14 protein-coding genes and 1 other RNA gene are annotated in these 19,199 nt (G+C 49.5%); 14 read left to right on the forward strand and 1 reads right to left on the reverse strand.

Annotated features, from left to right (window positions below; genetic code table 11):
• Window positions 1-60 precede the first annotated feature (60 nt).
• A complete protein-coding gene (locus DUW71_RS12225; protein ID WP_119395541.1) occupies window positions 61-1,683 on the reverse strand; it encodes a methyl-accepting chemotaxis protein in 1,623 nt (540 codons plus the stop codon).
• A gap of 203 nt (window positions 1,684-1,886) precedes the next feature.
• Between DUW71_RS12225 and ffs the strand changes: the two genes are divergently transcribed.
• From ffs to hrpA, 14 genes are all read left to right on the forward strand, one after another.
• An RNA gene (ffs, locus tag DUW71_RS12230) (signal recognition particle sRNA small type) lies at window positions 1,887-1,983 on the forward strand.
• A gap of 108 nt (window positions 1,984-2,091) precedes the next feature.
• Complete coding sequence (gene dnaX / locus DUW71_RS12235) at window positions 2,092-3,960, forward strand: DNA polymerase III subunit gamma/tau (RefSeq protein ID WP_119395542.1); 1,869 nt, start codon at window positions 2,092-2,094, stop codon at window positions 3,958-3,960.
• Complete coding sequence (locus tag DUW71_RS12240) at window positions 3,953-4,279, forward strand: YbaB/EbfC family nucleoid-associated protein (protein ID WP_119395543.1); 327 nt, start codon at window positions 3,953-3,955, stop codon at window positions 4,277-4,279. The genes dnaX and DUW71_RS12240 overlap by 8 nt, the downstream gene beginning before the upstream one ends.
• 19 nt (window positions 4,280-4,298) lie before the next feature.
• The gene (recR, locus tag DUW71_RS12245) at window positions 4,299-4,901 is read left to right on the forward strand and encodes a recombination mediator RecR (protein ID WP_158584047.1); all 603 of its coding nucleotides are present in this window, start codon (window positions 4,299-4,301) and stop codon (window positions 4,899-4,901) included.
• On the forward strand, window positions 4,894-6,036 hold the full coding sequence (gene rnd / locus DUW71_RS12250; RefSeq protein ID WP_119395545.1) for a ribonuclease D: 1,143 nt from the start codon (window positions 4,894-4,896) through the stop codon (window positions 6,034-6,036). Before recR ends, rnd begins: the two co-directional genes overlap by 8 nt.
• Window positions 6,026-6,316: a YcgL domain-containing protein gene (locus DUW71_RS12255; RefSeq protein ID WP_119395546.1), complete on the forward strand. Its 291-nt coding sequence runs from the start codon at window positions 6,026-6,028 to the stop codon at window positions 6,314-6,316. Before rnd ends, DUW71_RS12255 begins: the two co-directional genes overlap by 11 nt.
• A complete protein-coding gene (locus tag DUW71_RS12260) occupies window positions 6,306-6,740 on the forward strand; it encodes a YcgN family cysteine cluster protein (protein WP_119395547.1) in 435 nt (144 codons plus the stop codon). The genes DUW71_RS12255 and DUW71_RS12260 overlap by 11 nt, the downstream gene beginning before the upstream one ends.
• A 1-nt stretch (window position 6,741) precedes the next feature.
• Window positions 6,742-7,101, forward strand: coding sequence for a hypothetical protein (locus DUW71_RS12265; RefSeq protein WP_119395548.1), 360 nt, complete (start codon window positions 6,742-6,744; stop codon window positions 7,099-7,101).
• Window positions 7,102-7,177: 76 nt separating this feature from the next.
• Window positions 7,178-9,328, forward strand: a complete 2,151-nt coding sequence (locus DUW71_RS17960; RefSeq protein WP_119395549.1) for a VWA domain-containing protein — start codon at window positions 7,178-7,180, stop codon at window positions 9,326-9,328.
• 52 nt (window positions 9,329-9,380) lie between these two features.
• A complete protein-coding gene (locus DUW71_RS12275) occupies window positions 9,381-10,154 on the forward strand; it encodes a class II glutamine amidotransferase (RefSeq protein WP_119395550.1) in 774 nt (257 codons plus the stop codon).
• A 32-nt stretch (window positions 10,155-10,186) separates the two neighbouring features.
• Window positions 10,187-11,644: an AMP-binding protein gene (locus DUW71_RS12280; RefSeq protein ID WP_119395551.1), complete on the forward strand. Its 1,458-nt coding sequence runs from the start codon at window positions 10,187-10,189 to the stop codon at window positions 11,642-11,644.
• Window positions 11,644-13,302 (forward strand): AMP-binding protein, encoded by a 1,659-nt coding sequence (locus tag DUW71_RS12285; protein WP_119395552.1) that lies wholly within the window; start codon window positions 11,644-11,646, stop codon window positions 13,300-13,302. The genes DUW71_RS12280 and DUW71_RS12285 overlap by 1 nt, the downstream gene beginning before the upstream one ends.
• 153 nt (window positions 13,303-13,455) lie before the next feature.
• Window positions 13,456-15,099, forward strand: coding sequence for a GGDEF domain-containing protein (locus tag DUW71_RS12290; protein ID WP_158584049.1), 1,644 nt, complete (start codon window positions 13,456-13,458; stop codon window positions 15,097-15,099).
• Between the two features lie 66 nt (window positions 15,100-15,165).
• Window positions 15,166-19,056 (forward strand): ATP-dependent RNA helicase HrpA, encoded by a 3,891-nt coding sequence (gene hrpA / locus DUW71_RS12295; protein ID WP_119395554.1) that lies wholly within the window; start codon window positions 15,166-15,168, stop codon window positions 19,054-19,056.
• Window positions 19,057-19,199: the final 143 nt, after the last annotated feature.

The raw sequence follows: 19,199 nt of genomic DNA on the forward strand, positions 1-19,199 counted from the left end.
GGCACAGCTTGGCGCAGTCTTCCTTTAAAACCTTTTAATTTGTATGGCTATTGTCAAAGGCTACACCCGATAAGCCGACACTTGTTGATTTAGCTTCACTGCTAGTTCAGCTAGTGTTTTACCAGACATGGCGCTTTCCGAGGCTTGTGTTTGCAGCGTTTGCGACGCATTGTGCAGGGCGTTGACCAAAGCTGCTATTTCTTCGGTCACGGTTGTCTGCTCATTAGAGGCTGCTGCCACGGTTGTATTCAGTGCGGCAATGTCATTAATCGCGTTCGCGAGCTCCTGCCAGCGCTGTGAAACATTGGCAATTTGATTAACGACTTCATCGGTTTTTGTTTCGCCACTGCGCATCCTTGATACTGTGCTTTCGGATTCCTGCCTTAGGCCTGCTAGTACATCGGCAATTTCTGTTGTCGATTCCTGCGTTTTTTGTGCAAGGGCTCTTACTTCATCCGCTACGACTGCAAATCCTCGCCCTTGTTCCCCTGCACGAGCAGCTTCAATCGCCGCATTCAGTGCTAGTAGGTTGGTTTGTTCAGCAATGCCGTTGATGACGTTCATCACTTCGTCGACGCGGTTAACACGCACGGATAGCTCACCTACCGCCGAGCTTGCGTCAACAATTTCTTGTCTTAGGTTGGCCATCATGTTCGACACGGCTTGCATTTGTTTGTCGCCGGTGATGGCCGTTTGATTGGTTTGTTCGGTGCGCTCGGAAGTTTCGTTAGCACTGCTAGCAATCGCTGCTGCCGAGCTTGATAGCTCTTCAACTGCAGTGGATGCTTGTTCCGTTTGTTGTCGCTGATCGTTCGCTGAGTTAGCTTGAATTGATGCGTTTTGAGATAGCGCCGATGAGGCTTTGCTAAGCTCATCGGCAGATGTCTGTAGGTCAGCAATCAATTTGCATAGGCGCTGATGCATCAGCATGGTTGAGGCATTCAGCTGACCAATTTCTCCAAAACCTTTACCGTTAGGTGTATCGGTTAGGTCGCCGTCGGCAATTTTGCGTAACGCAGAAGACGTTGCTACTAGTGGGCGAGTGATAAACTTGCTGATTAACCATAATGCTAACAAGACTACGACAATGCTGATCACAACAACCGAGGCGATGGCTGTGCGCACCAGCTGGGCTGAAGTTTGCTGTAATTCTTGACCGTGCTCTGCAGCTGACGTGGTTAATGCATTGGCCAGCTCATCTAGCCTGGCTGAGGGTTCGCGATCGATGCCAGACACTGCTTTATCACCAGCTGTGTGATTGTAGTTGGCGGCAGTAAAATCATTAAAACCGCGGCGATAGGCCACCCCCATACTGTCGTGGGAATCTAAAAATGCTTGTGCATCGCGGCGAAACTCAGGTTTGCTTGCCAAGAGGGGCAGTAGTTGCTGGCCTAGCGATTGAATAATCTGCTCCTGCTCTTGGAACTGGCGCCAGTACTTTTCACGTTGGTCGGTGTTGGCGCCTCGAATCAACACATTTTTCCACTCTTGCACTTGGCGTTTGAACTCAATATTCATTTGGTCGGCGAGTTGGGCTGCTTTGATTTCAATATTCACAACCTCGTCATACTCGTTTAAGTCATTACTAAGACTGTTAATGGCAATGATTGCGGTGATGGCGAGAATTGCGACGGCGCTGGCCATGATGCCAACGACTGCCTGTTTAATGCTTGTGAGTTTCATGCTAGCTACCTGTTGTTCTTAAGTGCCGCTCGCTCGATCCTGAGTTGGCAGTTATTTGAACATTTCGAGTTTATAAAAATATATTCACCACATCGGCAATGCCCTGCCTTTCTTTACTGTAGCAGAACAATTTTTAGAGGATGCTAGAAATGGGCTTGCAATCGTTTTTATGACTCGGTAGTATTCGCGGCCGTTGTGGTAGCCCACTGGTTCCTCGCAAGAGTGATCCGTAAACCCCGCCAGGCCCGGAAGGGAGCAACGGTAGCGGTGAGTCTCTGTGCCGAGATCAGCTGGTGGGCTGCCTCCATTATTTTATCCCCTCGCAACAAATTCTAGCCAGTGACGCGTCTACCCGTTAGCATTGAGACCCAATATCTAAACATGCAATGGATGGAGCAATAATAGCCAATGTCATATCAGGTGTTAGCCCGCAAATGGCGCCCACAAACCTTCGCTGAGTTGGTCGGCCAACAACACGTATTGCAAGCGCTCGTCCATGCCTTGGAAAACAACCGACTACATCACGCCTATTTATTCACCGGCACTCGCGGGGTTGGCAAAACAACCATTGCCCGTATTTTGGCGCGTGCTTTAAACTGTGAACAAGGCATATCGCCAACACCGTGCGGTCAATGCGGTGCTTGTAAAGAAATTAGCGAAGGGCGATTTGTTGACTTGATCGAAGTCGATGCTGCGAGTCGCACGAAAGTAGAAGACACACGCGAGCTACTGGAGAATGTTCAGTATGCGCCAAGTAAAGGGCGCTTTAAGGTCTATCTAATCGACGAAGTGCATATGCTTTCAACGCATAGTTTTAATGCGCTACTAAAAACACTGGAAGAACCGCCTGAGCACGTAAAATTCCTTTTTGCCACGACCGACCCGCAAAAGCTACCAGTCACTGTGTTATCACGTTGTTTGCAGTTTAACCTGCGCAATATGACCCCAGCGCAGGTATCGGGCTACCTGGCCAATATTTTGGCCAAAGAGTCTATTGGTCATGATGGCGACGCCTTGGACTTATTAGCCAATGCCGCACAAGGTTCGATGCGTGATGCATTAAGCTTAACCGACCAAGCGATTGCCTATGGCCGTGGTGAGGTGCGCACCGAACGTGTTGTTGAAATGCTTGGCACCATTGATCGTGGCCGAGTCGTGAGTCTGGTTGAACGCCTGCTACAGCAAGATGCTGGCCAGTTGTTCCAGCAAATTGAACAAATCGCTTCGATGAACCCGGATTACGAACAGGTACTAGATGAAACACTTCGGCTGCTGCACCAGCTCGCGTTAGCACAGGCCGTCCCAAGTATTCTGCGCCATGATGACAAACAAGCTCAGTTGCAATCATTGCTGGCGAAAACGTCAGCCGAAGACATCCAGCTATTCTATCAATGTGGCTTGGTTGCGCGACGAGACTTAGCCTTAGCGCCAGACCCACGCATTGGTTTTGAAATGGCGTTCTTGCGCATGTTGGCCTTTGTTCCCAAGCTGCAGTCACCAGAGCGTTTGCAACAGATTAATCGTGAACAAAATAGCGAGCCTGAAATCGACCCCGAGCCTGCTGCGACGCAAACTGCCACTGAGCAGGCACCTGAGCCCGTCGTTGAGCTAAAAGCGCAACCAGAAGCGGCTGAGACGACAGCGGTTGAGCCTGATCTAAGCGATGATGCGCCGCTTGAGGCCGAAGAAGCGCCGCAAGACATTGATTCGGTTGTGGCGCCAGAGGCGTTGCAGCCTGATTCCCTAGTACCAGAGGTGCCACAGGCTGAGACCGTACTAACAGAACAGTCACCAGAACAGTCACCCGAGCTCGCTCAATCCTCCACGACTGAAACGCCAGTTGTTACCGAGATTGCTGAGGGGGAGGATAGCAGTGAACGCGATGCTGGGTTTGCCGCCATTTGGCAAACCAAGTTCAACCGCCTTGGTCTTCAAGGTATGTTAGAATCCATGGTGTTTGACGGTGAAATGCGCCTGGCAGGTAATGGTTGGCAATTAGTGCTCGCACCCGAGCAGCAAGAAATTTGGTCGGGTGAGCGCACGCAAGCACTGCAAGAGAAATTATCGCAATTTTTAGGGCAGGCGCCATTAACCGTTGCGTTTGATGCCAATCGCCCCAATACCCCTAAGAAGTGGCAAGCCGAGCAGGCAGCTATCAAAAAGGCGCAGGCGATTGAAGTGTTGCAGCAAACGCAGTTTGTACAGCAACTTGGCACTCAGTTCGCTGGCCAGTTAGACACCAATACAGTACAACCATCGGAGAGTGAGTATGTTTAAGGGTGGTATGAATCAGCTGATGCAACAGGCTCAGCAAATGCAAGAAAAAATGCAAAAAGCGCAAGAAGAGGTCGCCAAGGCAGAAGTGCAGGGCGAGGCCGGCGCTGGCATGGTGAAAGTGATCATGAATGGTCGTCACGATGTTAAAAAAGTAGAGATTGACCCTAGTGTGCTGACAGAAGACAAAGAGTTTTTAGAAGATTTATTGGCTGCCGCGGTCAACGACGCAGTTCGTAAAGTCGAGTCAAATACCAAAAAGATGATGGATGAGGTGACCGGTGGTATGCAGATGCCGCCAGGTTTTAAAATGCCTTTCTAATTAAGAAGGAAGCCCTATTTTGTCTCCGATCTTGGATGATCTTGCCAGAGCGCTGCGCGCCATGCCAGGCATTGGCCAAAAGCTTGCTGATAAACTAGCACTTTCCATGGTGCAGGAGCATCGTGAGCAGGCAAACCTACTACACCATACATTAGGTGAGGCACTAGCGCGCATACAGCCGTGCCAGCGTTGCCGCATGGTAAGCGATGCTGAGCTGTGCCACATATGTAGTGACCCCCAGCGCGAAGCGACCACCTTATTAGTGGTGGAAACGCCACAGGATGTGCAGGCCTTTGAAAGCGCCGGTGTGCTGTACTGCCGCTATTTCGTGATGGGTGGTCACCTGTCTATGGTTGATGGTATCGGCCCAGATGAGCTTGGTATTGATCAACTGCTGGCGCTTATTAGCAACGAAGCAACCAGAGAGGTAATTGTTGCCACGAGTCCAAGCGCGGAAGGCGAGGCGACGGCTGCCTATATTGCCAAACGATTGCAGGACATGCCGGTGAATGTTAGCAAGCTTGCCCGTGGTATCCCCAATGGTAGTGACCTTGCGGGCATCGACTCAGCAACCTTAGCCAGTGCACTGAAAGCCCGTCAGAATTGGAGAGACCATGACTGATTATGTCGTGTTAGAGAGCTTCGAGGCGTTGCAAAGTGCGGTGAAAAGCTGGCGCACCAAACCGGTCGTAGCCCTAGATACTGAATTTGTTCGCACCAGAACTTTTTATCCCAACCTAGGGCTGCTTCAGGTGTTTGATGGTGAGATGACCTTCATTGTTGATCCATTTATCATCGATGACCTAGCACCGTTGGCAGACTTGATGCTTGATGAGTCTGTACTCAAGGTGCTGCATGCCTGCTCTGAAGACATTGAGCTAATTGACCGTGTACTTGGCGTACTGCCTAGTCATGTTTGGGATACTCAGATTGCCGCGCAGTTCGCTGGTGAAAGCAACGCCATTGGTTTAGCCAAGCTAGTTGAGCAATCGCTTGGCGTAACGCTACCAAAAGACCAAACACAATCCGACTGGCTGGCTAGGCCGTTAACACCGCAGCAACTTTTGTACGCCGCTGAAGATGTGCATTATCTTTATGATGTTTATTTAGGCCAGCGCAAGCTGTTAGACGAGAAAAACTTGTCTGACTGGGTTCTGGAAGATACCGCTCTGCAGGTAGCCAGTAGTTTGCCGCCAGCGCCAGATGACTATTACCAGCGCCTACGCGGTGGTTGGCCACTTAAAGGCGAGCGCCTGTGGTTGTTAGCGCAACTAGCAAGTTGGCGCGAGCAAACCGCTCGCCAGTTAAATTTGCCGCGCGGGTTTGTGATTAAAGATCCGCTGCTGATTGCCATTGCCGAACGACCGCCATCTTCACCCCGCCAGTTGTCAGCAATAAAAGGCATGCCTCAGGCATTTGTACGTAAATATGCCAGTGCTGTGATGGGCATGGTGCGAGCATCGCAAACGGTCGAGCGTGATCACCTACCCGAGCGCATAGCAGGGCCACTGCCAAGTGCTGGCATTGAACAAATGAAGGCGGCAAAAAAATTGGTCGCTCAAATTGCTGAACAACTGGGTTTGCCAAGTGAGGTGGTGGCCAAACGCAAACCAATGGAGCAAATGCTGCGCAGTGGTTTGTTTAGTGGCCAGTACGACATTCCAAAATTTTTCAGTGGTTGGCGCAAAGAGCGTGTTGCGCTGCCATTAATCGATTGCTTTGAGCAAGTTCGCCTAGGACATTTAGATGAATCGTAAATTTGTACGAGTGTATAAAACGGCCAAGCGAGAGCAGTTATACCTCTATGTTGACCGTCAAGAAGACCTTAAGCGTGTACCCGAGGCATTGTTAGAGCAATTTGGCAAGCCAGTTGTGGCAATGGAAATATTGGTAGATGACTCCAAAGAACTCGCCAAGCTATCTGGCAAGCAGCTGTTAGAGCACATTGAGCAACAAGGTTTTTATTTGCAGATGCCACCGCAAAAAGAAGATTACATGTTAGACCTATACAAAGCTGAGCGGCGCGATGCGTTCTGAGTTTTGGACACTGCCACTTAGCGAGCTTGACCAGCAAGAATGGGAAGCGCTCTGTGATGGCTGTGCACTCTGTTGTTTGCAAAAGCTTGAAGACGACGAAACCAATGAGGTTTGGTACACAGGTGTGGTTTGCCGCTATTTAGACAGCAAATGCCACTGTAAAGTGTATGATCAGCGCCATGAGAAAGTACCGAACTGCGTGCAACTGACTCAGGCTAGAATTGACGAGTTTCATTGGTTACCGCAAACCTGTGCTTATCGGCTGCGGGCGGAAGATAAGCCTTTGCCCTCATGGCATCCATTGTTGGCGGGTTCGCGCAAGAAAATGGTGCGCAAAGGCCAAGATGTTTGGGCGGTTGCAGAAGTAACCGACGATATGGTGCCAGAAGAAGACTGGCAAGATTGGTTAATATTTAAGGCTTAATATGATTTATGAAGCATGGTACCAAGGCTCATGGTGGTTGTTTGCGTTGTTCGCTGTGCTGTGTGCCGCTATTTTATGGCGTTGGGCGAGTACGTTGCGCTGGCCTTGGCAACTACTAATTGTTGGCACACCCCTGATCGCTTTTGCCTTTCCGCTAACCGTTGAAGCCGAAGTGGACTATTTAGCGCCTGCCTTTATCCAATTTGGTTTTGAGCTGGTCGACTCCGGGTTCGATATCGCCAGCGCTTGGCCGCTTTATCAGCTGCCGGCCTTAGTACTCCTACTATGGGTGCTGTTATGCATCGGCTTAGCCTTTTTTACCCGTAATCAAGCGACGAGTGAGCAGGACGACCCTCGTTAAAAACCTGTGCTAGGCTTCAGTCATACGTTTACCTGCCGATACATTGGCTTACGAAAGGTTTATGAAAGGGTGACTGATGCGCCGCTGTCTGCTTGCAATCGTTCTATTTGCCACTACTGCGGTGGCACAAGATATTCGCATACTGATTGATATCTCAGGGTCGATGGCGGAAAACGATCCACAAAATCTGCGCCGCCCAGCACTTGAGCTGTTGATTGAATCCATCCCGACTGGTGCCAAAGCTGGCGTGTGGACATTTGGTCAATACGTTAATATGTTAGTCAAACATGAAACGGTTGATCGAGCGTGGCGCCGCCAAGCGCGTGCAGAGCTTGATGAGATCGTCTCGATTGCCCAACGGACAAACATCGGCGGCGCACTAGAAACCTCAGCTTACGATCTAAATCCGGTGGCGCCGAGCGAGCCGGTCACCTACTTGCTCTTAACCGATGGCTTTGTTGATGTAAGCCCAGCACAAGCGCGCAATTTTGCTGAGCGAAATCGCATACTACAAAACCTGCTACCCAATTTTCGCGACGCCAATGCCACCATACACACGATCGCACTAAGCGAAAGTGCCGACACTCAGCTATTGGATTTTCTTGCCTACCGAACCGATGGCGTGTCAACCATAGTGACCTCGGCGGATGATTTGCCGCGTATCTTTGCCGACCTATTGGGTGTGGCGGTCGCCAGTGAGCAAATTCCGCTAACCGACGAGCAAGGCTTTGTTGTCGACGACTCTGTTAGTGAAGTAACGGCGCTTATGTTCGTTGAACCAGGCGGCGACCTAATGCTGCAGTCGCCAGCCGGAGAGATTATTGATCAGGCAACCAATCGCACGGATGTTCGTTGGTATCGTGATCAGCGCTATGCCTTGGTGACTATCGTTGAGCCAGTTGCTGGCGAGTGGTCGGTGGTGGGCGCATTAGCGCCAGGCAGTCGCGTCAACGTAGTGGCCAACTTATCACTCGATGTTGAACAGCCAATTACAAACCTAGTGATAGGCGAGTCAATAGACCTTGCAGCCAGCATGGTGGCGCAAGATGTCATACCTGAGCAGATATTGGCACAAACATCGGTTGTAGCACAGCTGTCTGAGCCCGGTCAAATGCCGGTAAAAACGCAAACACTTAGCCGCAGTGGTAACCAGTTTACTGGGGTGCTGGATAACTTACCGGGTGGTAGCTGGCGACTGGATATCACTGCAGAAAGTGGCACGTTTAGCCGTCGACGCAGTTTTTTGGTGACGGTGCGACAGCCGTTTTCTGCCGAAGTCACCAATGCGACGGGTAACTATCAGGCCGTTTTACGCAGTCATAGTGAGCGCAACCAAGTGACCCAAGTTCTGGCTGAATTTGATGATGGCAGTGTGGTGGCCCTTAGACCTATAGACGACTATTGGCAGGCAGATCTGCCTGCAGCTAACTCTGTTCAGATGGTGGTAACATACGAAAGTGAGGCAGGGCTTAAACAGTGGCGCTCTGGCGTGTTTCCGATGACCAGTGCCGATGCCTTTGTGCAACCGATTATGGCGACTGCCACGCCAATGCCTGCGACACCAACACCACAAGCTACCCCTATGGCAACACCAGAGCCGACGCCAGAGCCAACAGTTGAGCCAACTCCGGAACCAACTCGAGAGATGACGCCGCCCGTATCGCCAACGCTTGAAGTGGATATGTGGGCGCAAGCTGAAGAACAGCAGGGGATCAATTGGATTGCGTTTGCTATTGCTGGTGGCATCGGGGTGGCAGTACTGGGTGCAGCTTTTTATCTATTTAAACGCTATGAAAGCAGAATGCGTGAGGAAGAAAGTATTGAGCTTGCTGATGAGGATGCTGAAGCACCAAGTACTAGCGCGTCCATTGACGTGACACTCGATGACATAGATTTAGACGAATCTATGATAGACGATAGCTCTGAATCGTCTGTGCCGACGCCTGAGCCGGACCAAGCACCCGCACCAGAAAGTGAACCTGATGACGATGATTTTTCTGACCTCGGACAGCCGGAAGAAGATTTACCAGACGACCTAGATAGCTTGCAAAGTGAGCTAGATAAGTTATCGGGCGAAATAGGCGACCCAAATATGGATATCGACGACACCAACTTTGACTTGGATGATGAAGACCTTGATGTAGGCGAGGACGCTGCCCCAGGCGATGACTTAGATTCTGGTCTTGATGATGACGACCTCTACAAGCCAGATGACGAAGACAAGTAAGCCGCAGTGATTAGCGTTATAATGTTGGCGAATAAACACGAGACGATAGGTTATGTGTGAATTATTGGCCATGAGTGCCAACACGCCAACAGATATCCGGTTTTCTTTTGCTGGCTTGCGCCAACGAGGAGGGAGAACTGGGCCGCATCGTGATGGCTGGGGGCTTGGATTTTTCGAAGCAGGTGGGTTGCGTTGTTTTCATGATCCACTACCTGCCAGCGAATCTAAAATAGCAGAGCTGCTTTCACAGTTACCTATTAAAGTGAAGGTTGCCATTGCTCATATTCGCCAAGCAAACGTTGGTGCCATTGAGCTAAAAAACACCCACCCATTTCAGCGCGAAGTAAACGGCAAGTATTGGTGTTATGCGCATAATGGGCAACTAGCCGATAGTGAATCTCTGGTTAGCTCGCACGGGTTTCAGGCCGTTGGTACAACCGATAGCGAGCGCGCCTTTTGTTGGTTGCTCAACCAAGCGAAGGTGGCCAAGATTGACCTTACAAACCCCCAGTCTGGCTACACCTTTTTAAAGCATCGCTGCGACCAGCTTCGTCGGATGGGCGTGTTTAACATGCTGTTAAGCGATGGCGATACGCTTTATTGTTATTGCACAACTAAGCTGCATTGGATTACCCGGCGGGCTCCGTTTGGCCAAACACACCTGAGCGATGTAGATTGGCAGGTGAACTTTGCCGAAGAAACTAGCCCTAAAGATGTCGTAACCATTATTGCTACCCAGCCGCTAACGCTCGATGAACAATGGCATGCCATGCAAGCCGGAGAGTTAACGGTTTGGCAACAGGGCGAAATGCTTAAACTAGGCTAGGCTAAAAAGTAACGACGGAGCGCGGAGGTTGCATGTCGTTACTGATGAACTACCTATTATCTTTGCCGCATTTACACAGCAAAGCGAATGCTTTGTGTGATGAGCACGAGAAAATTAGTTTTCGCACACTGTTTCAGCAGACGCAACGCTTGGTTAATGGCCTTGCCAAGTTGCCCTTGCAACCAGGCGACCGCGTGCTTGTGGCGCCATTGCCCATGCGCTGGGCGTTGGTGGTTACTTATGCCTGTTGGTGGTTGGGTTTGGTGGTTGTGCCGGTGACTCCACGCTATTTAAGAGAGGAAAACCTAGCGCTGCTCAACGAGCTGGAAGCCAGCGCTGTGGTTGCTGACACCAACACGCTTTTGCGCCTATTAGGTAATGAAAGCTTTGAGTGCCCAGATATTCTTTTGCGCCCGCCTAAGAATAAGTTGACGGGTTGGTGGAATGGCCATGATCAAGTGCGAAGCTTGGCGCGCTTGTCATGTAAAGGGGAAACGCCATTACGTGATAGTGACGATGCTTTGGTTTATATGCCAATGAATGTTGGTAAACCCTTTGTACTGTACAGCCAATCGGCATTACTTCAGCAAATCAAGCAGCTTCAGCAAGCCTTGCACCCAGTGCTGCAAGCACTTGACACCCCAGTGCTTGCTGGCGTGCCTTTGTGGCACAGCTTTGGCTTTGCTGCGCACGTGCTATTGCTGCCAAGCGCAGGCATTGCATCGTTTTTACCTCAGAAATTTAACCGCCAAACCCTGCAAACAACGTGTTTAAAACACAAGCTCAGTGCTGCAACCGGCGTGGTGGAGCAGCATACCTTGCCAATCAAACATTTGTTTTTATCCGGCAGTTACCTAAGCAAAGATGAGCGCCAACAGCTGCCAGAGAGCAGTCAGGTTCATCTAGCCTATGGTTGTCGTGAAAGTGGGCCGGCATTTGCTACAGGGCTAAATAATCAGCATCACTTACAGGCATTGTCAGGCAGTGAGTTCAGCATTCGCAATAACGCCGGCGACAAGGTCGACATTGGTGAAGTAGGGGATCTGTATATTCGTGGCCCGCAATTGTTCTCTGGGTATTGGCGGCGCCCGAATGCGACAAGAAAAGTGATGCAAGATGGTTGGTTGGCAACGGGTGATCTTGCTAGACGTAGTGAAGGTAACACTTTTTCCGTGCTTGGCCGGCGCAGTCAATGCTTTCAAGTAGCCGGTGACTGGGTGATTGCGCCGGTTATGGAGCGTCAACTTAAACAAGCACTGGCAATTGAACAAGCCAGGGTAGAGCCGATAAAAATCAACGAAATAACAGTGGTCAAACTGACCGTGTCGGGTGAAGCTGTTAACATTACGGAAATAGAAACTTACTGCCGGTTACATTTTGCTGGACACCTCGTTCCGAAAGTCATTGACGTGGTAACAAGCATAGAGGCTGACCCTTTAGGCAATGTGATTCGACAGGATAATCAAATAATAAATAAAGAGGTGGTCTAATGAGTTCTGTACAAGGGTTTGTGCCAACCTATCCCGCACCAATGAGTAGCACTGTTGATCCTGATACGTATCAGTCAGTCGTCGACGTGTTTAACCAAGCGGTTACCAAATATGCCCATTTACCAGCGTTTAACTGTATGGGCCACAAAATCACTTTTAAAGAAGTTGATGACGCGGCGGCGAAGTTTGCCAATTGGCTACAGAATGAAAGTGGGCTGCAGCCCGGTGACCGAGTGGCCGTGCAGCTACCCAACATACTGCAGTACCCTGCGGTGGTGTTTGGTGCCATGCGTGCTGGCATGGTGGTTGTTAATACTAACCCGTTGTACACCGAACGTGAGATGGAGCACCAGTTTAATGACAGTGGTGCTAAGTTACTGGTGGTTTATGCCGGCATGGCTGACAAAGCAATCAATGTGCAGCCGAAGACAGATATCAAAAAAATTATCGTCACGGAGTTGGCAGATTTTATGCCACAGCCGAAGCGCTTTATTCTCAACGCTGCGGTAAAGCACGTTAAGAAGATGGTGCCAGCCTACGATAAGTCTAAAACCTTGGCACTACTAGATGTTCTAAACTGTCGAGCCAAGTATTTGCCTGTTAATGTAGGGCGCGATGATATTGCTGTGCTGCAATACACGGGCGGCACCACTGGCGTGGCGAAGGGTGCCATGCTGACGCACCGCAACTTGATTGCCAATATGATGCAAGGCACCGAATACTTCAAACTAGCCTTGGACTACGAAAAAGAAGCCATTGTTGCACCTTTGCCGCTTTATCATATTTACGCGTTTACCGTGCACTGTTTAGTCATTATGAACACGGGTAATGAGAACGTACTGATACCGAATCCGCGAGATATTCCTGGCTTTATAAAAACGCTGAAGAAGCTGGATAATTTTACTGCCATGGTTGGCCTGAACACCCTGTTTAATGCCTTGATGAATCATCCAGACTTTGATCAGATTGACTTTAGCAAGGTAAAACTCACGCTTTCTGGTGGCATGGCGCTCACCCATCATACCGCTGAGCTTTGGCATCAACGTACTGGGTGTGAAATTTGTGAAGGGTATGGGCTGACTGAAACGGCGCCGGTTGTTGCGTTTAACCCGCCGGGTCACAACAAGGTGGGTACCATCGGCTTGGTCACACCTGGTGCAGAGGTATACATTGATGATGGCCAGGGCAATGCGCTAGGCATCAATGAGCCAGGTGAGTTATGTGTACGTGGGCCGCAAGTTATGAAAGGCTATTGGCAACGACCGCAGGATACAGCCCATGTGCTAAGCGATGATGGGTGGTTTAAAACAGGCGACATTGCGCAGCTTGATGAAGATGGATATTTAAAAATTGTTGATCGCAAAAAAGACATGATTATCGTCTCTGGCTTTAATGTTTATCCAAATGAAGTAGAAGACGCACTAGCGGAGCATGACGCCGTGCTTGAATGTGCTGCGATTGGTGTGCCAGATGATCAAAGTGGTGAGGCGGTAAAAGCCTTTGTGGTAGTCAAACACCCGGTAACAACAGACGAATTAATTGCCCATTGTCGACAACACCTGACTGCCTACAAGGTACCGCGCCAGTATGAGTTTGTTGATGAGCTACCAAAAACCGCTGTAGGTAAAATTTTACGCCGCGCCTTGCGTGAGGAATGACGCGCCCGATATATTTTCTTGACTCGATGACAAACTGAGCTGTACTTCTTTTATGTCATCGAGGGGCGTTCCGCCATGGAGCATCGGTATCTTGCTTGGTTGTTAGTATTTGCACTGCATTGTGTTCTACACAATGCAGTGCATGCGAGTGTAATGCCGTCTAATGATCTTGTTGTGTATTCCGATATTAACGAGCAAATAAAAAATGCCCGTGCTGAGCGTGATTTTGACGCCTTGGCTAACAGTCATCAGCTATTCAATTCTAGTCGAGGCGTATTGGGAGATACACAATATTACAAGCTAATGATGGCGCTGTGTTACGCCTATATGCAGTTTGGCGACTACGAGCAGGCCGGTAGCTTGGTTGCTACTCACCTCGCGGCGTTACAGCGCTGGCAACCCACTGGTGACGGGCTTGAAACCAAAGCCAACCTATTTCATATTTACGGCCAAAACCTCACTCGCGAGGGGCGAATTGCTGATGCAATTGGTTATTTTCTTGATGCCGAAGCGATGTTCGCCAGCATTGATGCACAGCACCCGTCCCTGTTTTCTATTCAAGTGATACTCGGCGAGGCGTTTTTGACGGCTAGCCTGTATGACAAAGCGTTAGCGAGTTTCAACCAGTCTATTTTGCTCAAGCCACCCGAGCGCACCGATGGTGTAAGTTACCTGGTAGGTAAACAAGTGCGCGCTTATTTAGGGGCGGGTGATGTGGCAATGGCTCGATCTTTACTAAACGAGTACATGTTTGATCCGGTCGATCCTAGAATTGACTATTATCTATATTTTCAGTTGGCGAATGGCAAAACTCTGTTAGTGGAAGAGCGGTTTGAGACGGTATTGCAGCTATACAATGTTGTTTTGCCAACGTTGATGCGCCAACGCGATACGGCGTTAAAATCGCAATGGCTTGCGCTAGCAGGGCAAGCTGAGCTGGCACTGGGCAACTGGGCGGCGGCCGAAGCTTCCTTAACGCAGGCGCTGAAAGACTTAAGTGCGAGTGCCTATATTGAAAACTTGCAGGTATATGAGTCTTTGATTGAGTTGTATGAACAGCAGGCGCGTTGGCAAGAGGCACTCACCATGAGCCAATTGCTGCAAAATGCCCAGCAACAACTATTCACATTGGCCAACCAAGTGCGTATTGCTGAGCTAGATGCCGTGCGATCACTACAACAAGCTGAACAGGCAAGAACGATTGCCGAAGCTGAAGTGGCTTTGTTGGCCAGTCAAAATCAGCAAGCAAGGCTGTTGTTTTGGCTCACGGCAACTGGTGCTTTAATACTAGCCATTTTAGTTGTTGTGTTGATTTTTCAGTGGCGTCGAATCCATCAGCGTAACCAAATGCTGGCGAAATTTGGCTTTGAAGATTATTTAACCGGTTTAGGCAACCGCAGAGCGTTTCAGCAAGCATTAAACGATAGCCATGGTATGCAGTTAGCCATCGTTGATTTGGATGGTCTAAAACGGATCAATGATGAGAATGGTCATGATATGGGCGATAAGTTGATAACAAAGTTTGCTAAAGCATTGCGCACCGCCTTGTATGCAACCGATGGCAAAGCCTTTCGAATAGGCGGTGATGAGTTTGCTGTTTTGCTAGGCCAAGCCTATTGTATCGATTCGATCATCGCCCAAGTGATATCGCGAGTGCGCATGGCAGGATTTGAGCAAGCGGATGCTAGCTATGGTAGTACCATCTTTGATGGTAATGTGAGTCATTGCATGACCATTGCCGATGCGGCGATGTATCGCATGAAATCACAGCGCAAAACAGCACGCACGAGCCGCTAAGACTCGGCTTGATTGCCGTATAGATGTTACAATTGCGCCAATTTAGAATTTTCTGCAAGGAATACCATGGCGCTCGAGCAGTTAACGCAACTTGCCGCAAACATCGATCAAGTCCTTATCAAAGACCAGCATTGGCTGAGGGTTGAATACAATAAGCTAAAGCAAAGCTTGCAGCAGGGCGTGGAAGATCATGAACGCTTGCTAAAGTGGCTAGAGCGCTACGAGCAATCCCACAATCAGGCACAAACACGCCAAGCAAGTGTGCCTAACATTGAGTTGGCAAGTGGACTACCCGTTAGTGAGCGTGGCGATGAGATTGTTAAGGCGATTCAAGAAAACCAAGTCGTGGTGCTGGCCGGTGAGACGGGTTCAGGTAAAACGACCCAGCTTCCTAAGTTGTGTTTGCAAGCCGGACGGGGTGTTAAAGGCCTCATTGGCCATACTCAGCCAAGGCGTTTAGCGGCGCGCTCGGTGGCGGCGCGTATTGCCCATGAGCTGGGTAGCAGTGAGGGTGATCTGGTTGGTTATCAGGTGCGTTTTGACGATAAGGTTAGTGATAAGACGCTAATCAAATTGATGACCGACGGTATCTTGCTAGCAGAAACTCAGACCGATCGGTTTTTAAATAAGTACGACACCATCATCATCGACGAAGCGCATGAGCGCTCGCTCAATATTGACTTTCTGCTCGGTTATCTTACCCAGCTGCTTAAAAAGCGCCCTGACTTAAAAGTGATCGTTACCTCTGCCACCATTGACGTCGAGCGCTTCGCTAAACACTTTAATGCACCAGTCATCGAGGTCAGCGGTCGTACTTATCCGGTTAGCACGCACTATTTGCCGATGGATAACCTAGAAGGTCCAGGGTTGGATGGCGCCGATGCAATCGAGTATGCGGTGAAAACGCTATTCGATATGGAAAAACGCGGCGAAACGCCGCACAAAGGCGGTGATATTCTTGTTTTTCTAACCGGTGAAGCAGACATTCGCGAAACTCACCATCAATTGAAAAAAGCAAACCTAGGCCATATCGACATTCTGCCACTCTATGCCCGCCTAAGTAGTAGTGAGCAGCAAAAAGTATTTAACCCGCAAGGGCGCAGGCGGATTGTGTTATCAACAAACGTTGCCGAGACGTCGCTTACTGTGCCTGGCATTCACTACGTTATTGATACAGGCTTGGCTAGAATTAGCCGTTATAGCTATCGCTCTAAGGTGCAGCGCTTACCAATAGAGCCCATTTCCCAGGCAAGTGCTAATCAAAGAGCAGGGCGCTGTGGTCGTATTGCTGAAGGTGTGTGTCTGCGCCTGTACAGCGAGGATGACTTCAATAGCCGCCCGGCGTTTACCGAAGCTGAAATTCTGCGCACTAACCTAGCATCGGTCATTCTGCAAATGTTGCACCTAAGATTGGGTGACGTACACAAGTTCCCGTTTATTGATAAGCCTGATAAACGCATGATCAATGACGGCTATACCCTGCTACGTGAGTTAGGTGCCGTTAGCAAAGATCGCCTAACAAAAATTGGCCGCCAGCTAGCGCGCTTACCGGTCGATCCACGCTTAGGGCGCATGCTGATTGCTGCCAATGAACGCGGGGCATTAAAAGAAACCATGGTGATTACCTCGGGTTTGGCGATTCAAGACCCGCGTGAGCGCCCGCAAGACAAACAAGCGCAATCAGATCAAAAACATGCCGTGGATAAAGACCAAGATTCAGACTTTGTTACCTTGCTGAACCTGTGGGCGCGCCTAAATAATGAAATGGCAGAGCGCAGTGGTAATCAGTTTAAAAAATGGTGCAAAGCTGAGTTTATTAACTATTTGCGGGTGCGAGAATGGCACGATATATATCGCCAGCTCAAGCAAAGCGTGCTGCAACTTGGTTTTAAACTGAATCAAACACCACCAGATTACCAGCAGCTTCATACCAGTTTGCTATCCGGTTTACTTAGCCATGTGGCCATGCTGGATGAAAAACGCAGCTACAAGGCCGCCCGCAATCGCCAGTGCATGATTTTCCCAGGCTCTGGCCTTGGCAAAAAAACGCCCAAGTGGATTATGGCGGCAGAGCTGGTTGAGACCAGCCAATTATTTGCCCGAGTCGTTGCCAAAATTGAGCCACAATGGGTTGAACCAATTGCTGAGCATCTAATTAAGCGCCAGTACAATGAACCGCATTGGGCGAAAAAACGTGCGCAAGTGGTTGCCCTAGAAACCGTTACGTTATACGGGCTGCCGATTGTCGCTGGCCGGCGTGTGCACTACGGGCGCATAAAACCAAAAGAAGCACGCGAGATCTTTATTCGCCAAGGGTTGGTAGAAGGTGAGTTTGAATCCAAAGCGCGCGTTCTGGCAGAAAACCGCCAACTCATTGAGTCGATTCGTGATTTGGAAAACCGCCAGCGCCGTCGTGATATCTTGGTAGACGATGAAACCCTGATTAACTTTTATGATGAGCGCCTTGGCGACGATGTGGTAAATGGCATCGGCTTTCATGCTTGGTTAAAAAAGGTGGGCGATGAGGCGCTGCGCTTAACTGAAGAAAAGTTGATGCGCCACAGTGCCGATGCCGTAAGCGACTATGACTACCCAGATCAGCTAACTGTTGGCGCCTTAAAGTTACCGCTTGAATATGCTTTCAATCCCGGTAAGCAAGATGATGGGGTAACCATCAAGGTGCCAATTGGTGCACTACGGCAAGTGCCCTTGTATCGTTTGGATTGGTTGGTGCCAGGTTTGCTGCGTGATAAATGCATTGCTTTGGTTAAAAGCTTACCTAAAAGCCTGCGGCGCAACTTTGTGCCAGCTCCAGATATGGTGGACAAAGCGCTTGATCGAATGCAACCCGACGACATCCCGCTAACGCAAGCGCTGGGCACAGCGCTTAGGCAAATTACTGGTGTGGCCATACCAGAGGATGCCTGGGAAACTAGCAAATTAGACGAGCATTTATCCTTGCGTGTGTCTGTCGTTGATGAGCAAGGCAAGGAACTAAAGTCGGGTCGTGATATTACCGAGCTTTGGGCGCAAATGGAGCAAATGCCAACGAAACCTGTAAGTCAGGTTGCGCAAGTGGATATTGAACGCTCAAATATTGCCAGCTGGGACTTTGACGAGTTGCCTGAAGCCTATGAATACAAGCAGGCTGGTATGACGATTCGAGCGTTTCCGGCGCTTGTTGATCAGCAAGATAGTGTTGCCATTGAGCTATTCGACCAGCTTAGTTGGGCCAACCAAGCGCACGAACAGGGCGTCATTCGGCTACTGCGCTTGTCACTGCCAGACCTCGAAAAATATGTGCGTGATCATTTGCCTAAGCTGAAACAAATGGCACTGTACTTTGCGCCCACGGGAACCGCTAAGGTGTTGCTCGAAGACTTTATCAATGCCGCTTTCGCTAAGCATTTTCTTGCTGACGGGTTGCCACGCAGCCAAAGCCAGTTTAAACAGTTGTTAAATGCAAAACGCGGTGATTTTGTCGATAGTGCGTTTGCACTGGCCGAGGTGGTGCACGACATACTCCAGGCCCATCATCAGGTGCGCAAGCAGTTGAAGGGTTCCTTAAACTTTGCTGTTGCATTTATGTATAGCGATATTCAAGCCCAGTTAGACCAGTTGATTTATCCTGGGTTTATTCGCCAAACGCCGCCGGAATGGTTGCCGCATCTAGCTCGGTTTATTCAGGCCTGTGATGTGCGAATCAACCGCGCTAGTGGCATGAATGCAGGCGAACAAGCAAGGGTCGAGTTTCTTCGTGAGGCCTTTGAAAAGTATCAAAACCGTAAACAGCGGTTAGAAGCTGAACAGCGCATTGATCCTGAGCTAATTACCTACCGATGGCTCATTGAAGAGCTGCGGGTAAGCTGGTTTGCGCAAACCCTAGGCACAAGCGTCACCATTAGTGATAAGCGTCTCAATGCACAATGGGAAAAGGTGAGTAAGCCGACTAGGTAATAAAAAACAATATAAATCTTATATATTTAAATAAAATATTTAATAAATTGAGATTATGGAAGTATAAATATTTTTGGGTTTGCTCTGTTGGTGGAGGGTGATATGCGCTTTTTTCGGCAAACCCGGTGGATCGGGCTAAGCTA

It is taken from the genome of Salinibius halmophilus, from assembly GCF_003577475.1.
GTDB lineage: Bacteria > Pseudomonadota > Gammaproteobacteria > Pseudomonadales > Natronospirillaceae > Salinibius > Salinibius halmophilus.

Coding starts and splice junctions, on each gene's coding strand:
- DUW71_RS12225 (WP_119395541.1), bottom strand. CDS start 1,683: ATGAAACTCACAAGCATTAAACAGGCAGTCGTTGGCATCATGGCCAGC.
- dnaX (WP_119395542.1), top strand. CDS start 2,092: ATGTCATATCAGGTGTTAGCCCGCAAATGGCGCCCACAAACCTTCGCT.
- DUW71_RS12240 (WP_119395543.1), top strand. CDS start 3,953: ATGTTTAAGGGTGGTATGAATCAGCTGATGCAACAGGCTCAGCAAATG.
- rnd (WP_119395545.1), top strand. CDS start 4,894: ATGACTGATTATGTCGTGTTAGAGAGCTTCGAGGCGTTGCAAAGTGCG.
- DUW71_RS12255 (WP_119395546.1), top strand. CDS start 6,026: ATGAATCGTAAATTTGTACGAGTGTATAAAACGGCCAAGCGAGAGCAG.
- DUW71_RS12260 (WP_119395547.1), top strand. CDS start 6,306: ATGCGTTCTGAGTTTTGGACACTGCCACTTAGCGAGCTTGACCAGCAA.
- DUW71_RS12265 (WP_119395548.1), top strand. CDS start 6,742: ATGATTTATGAAGCATGGTACCAAGGCTCATGGTGGTTGTTTGCGTTG.
- DUW71_RS17960 (WP_119395549.1), top strand. CDS start 7,178: ATGCGCCGCTGTCTGCTTGCAATCGTTCTATTTGCCACTACTGCGGTG.
- DUW71_RS12275 (WP_119395550.1), top strand. CDS start 9,381: ATGTGTGAATTATTGGCCATGAGTGCCAACACGCCAACAGATATCCGG.
- DUW71_RS12280 (WP_119395551.1), top strand. CDS start 10,187: ATGTCGTTACTGATGAACTACCTATTATCTTTGCCGCATTTACACAGC.
- DUW71_RS12285 (WP_119395552.1), top strand. CDS start 11,644: ATGAGTTCTGTACAAGGGTTTGTGCCAACCTATCCCGCACCAATGAGT.
- DUW71_RS12290 (WP_158584049.1), top strand. CDS start 13,456: ATGCCGTCTAATGATCTTGTTGTGTATTCCGATATTAACGAGCAAATA.
- hrpA (WP_119395554.1), top strand. CDS start 15,166: ATGGCGCTCGAGCAGTTAACGCAACTTGCCGCAAACATCGATCAAGTC.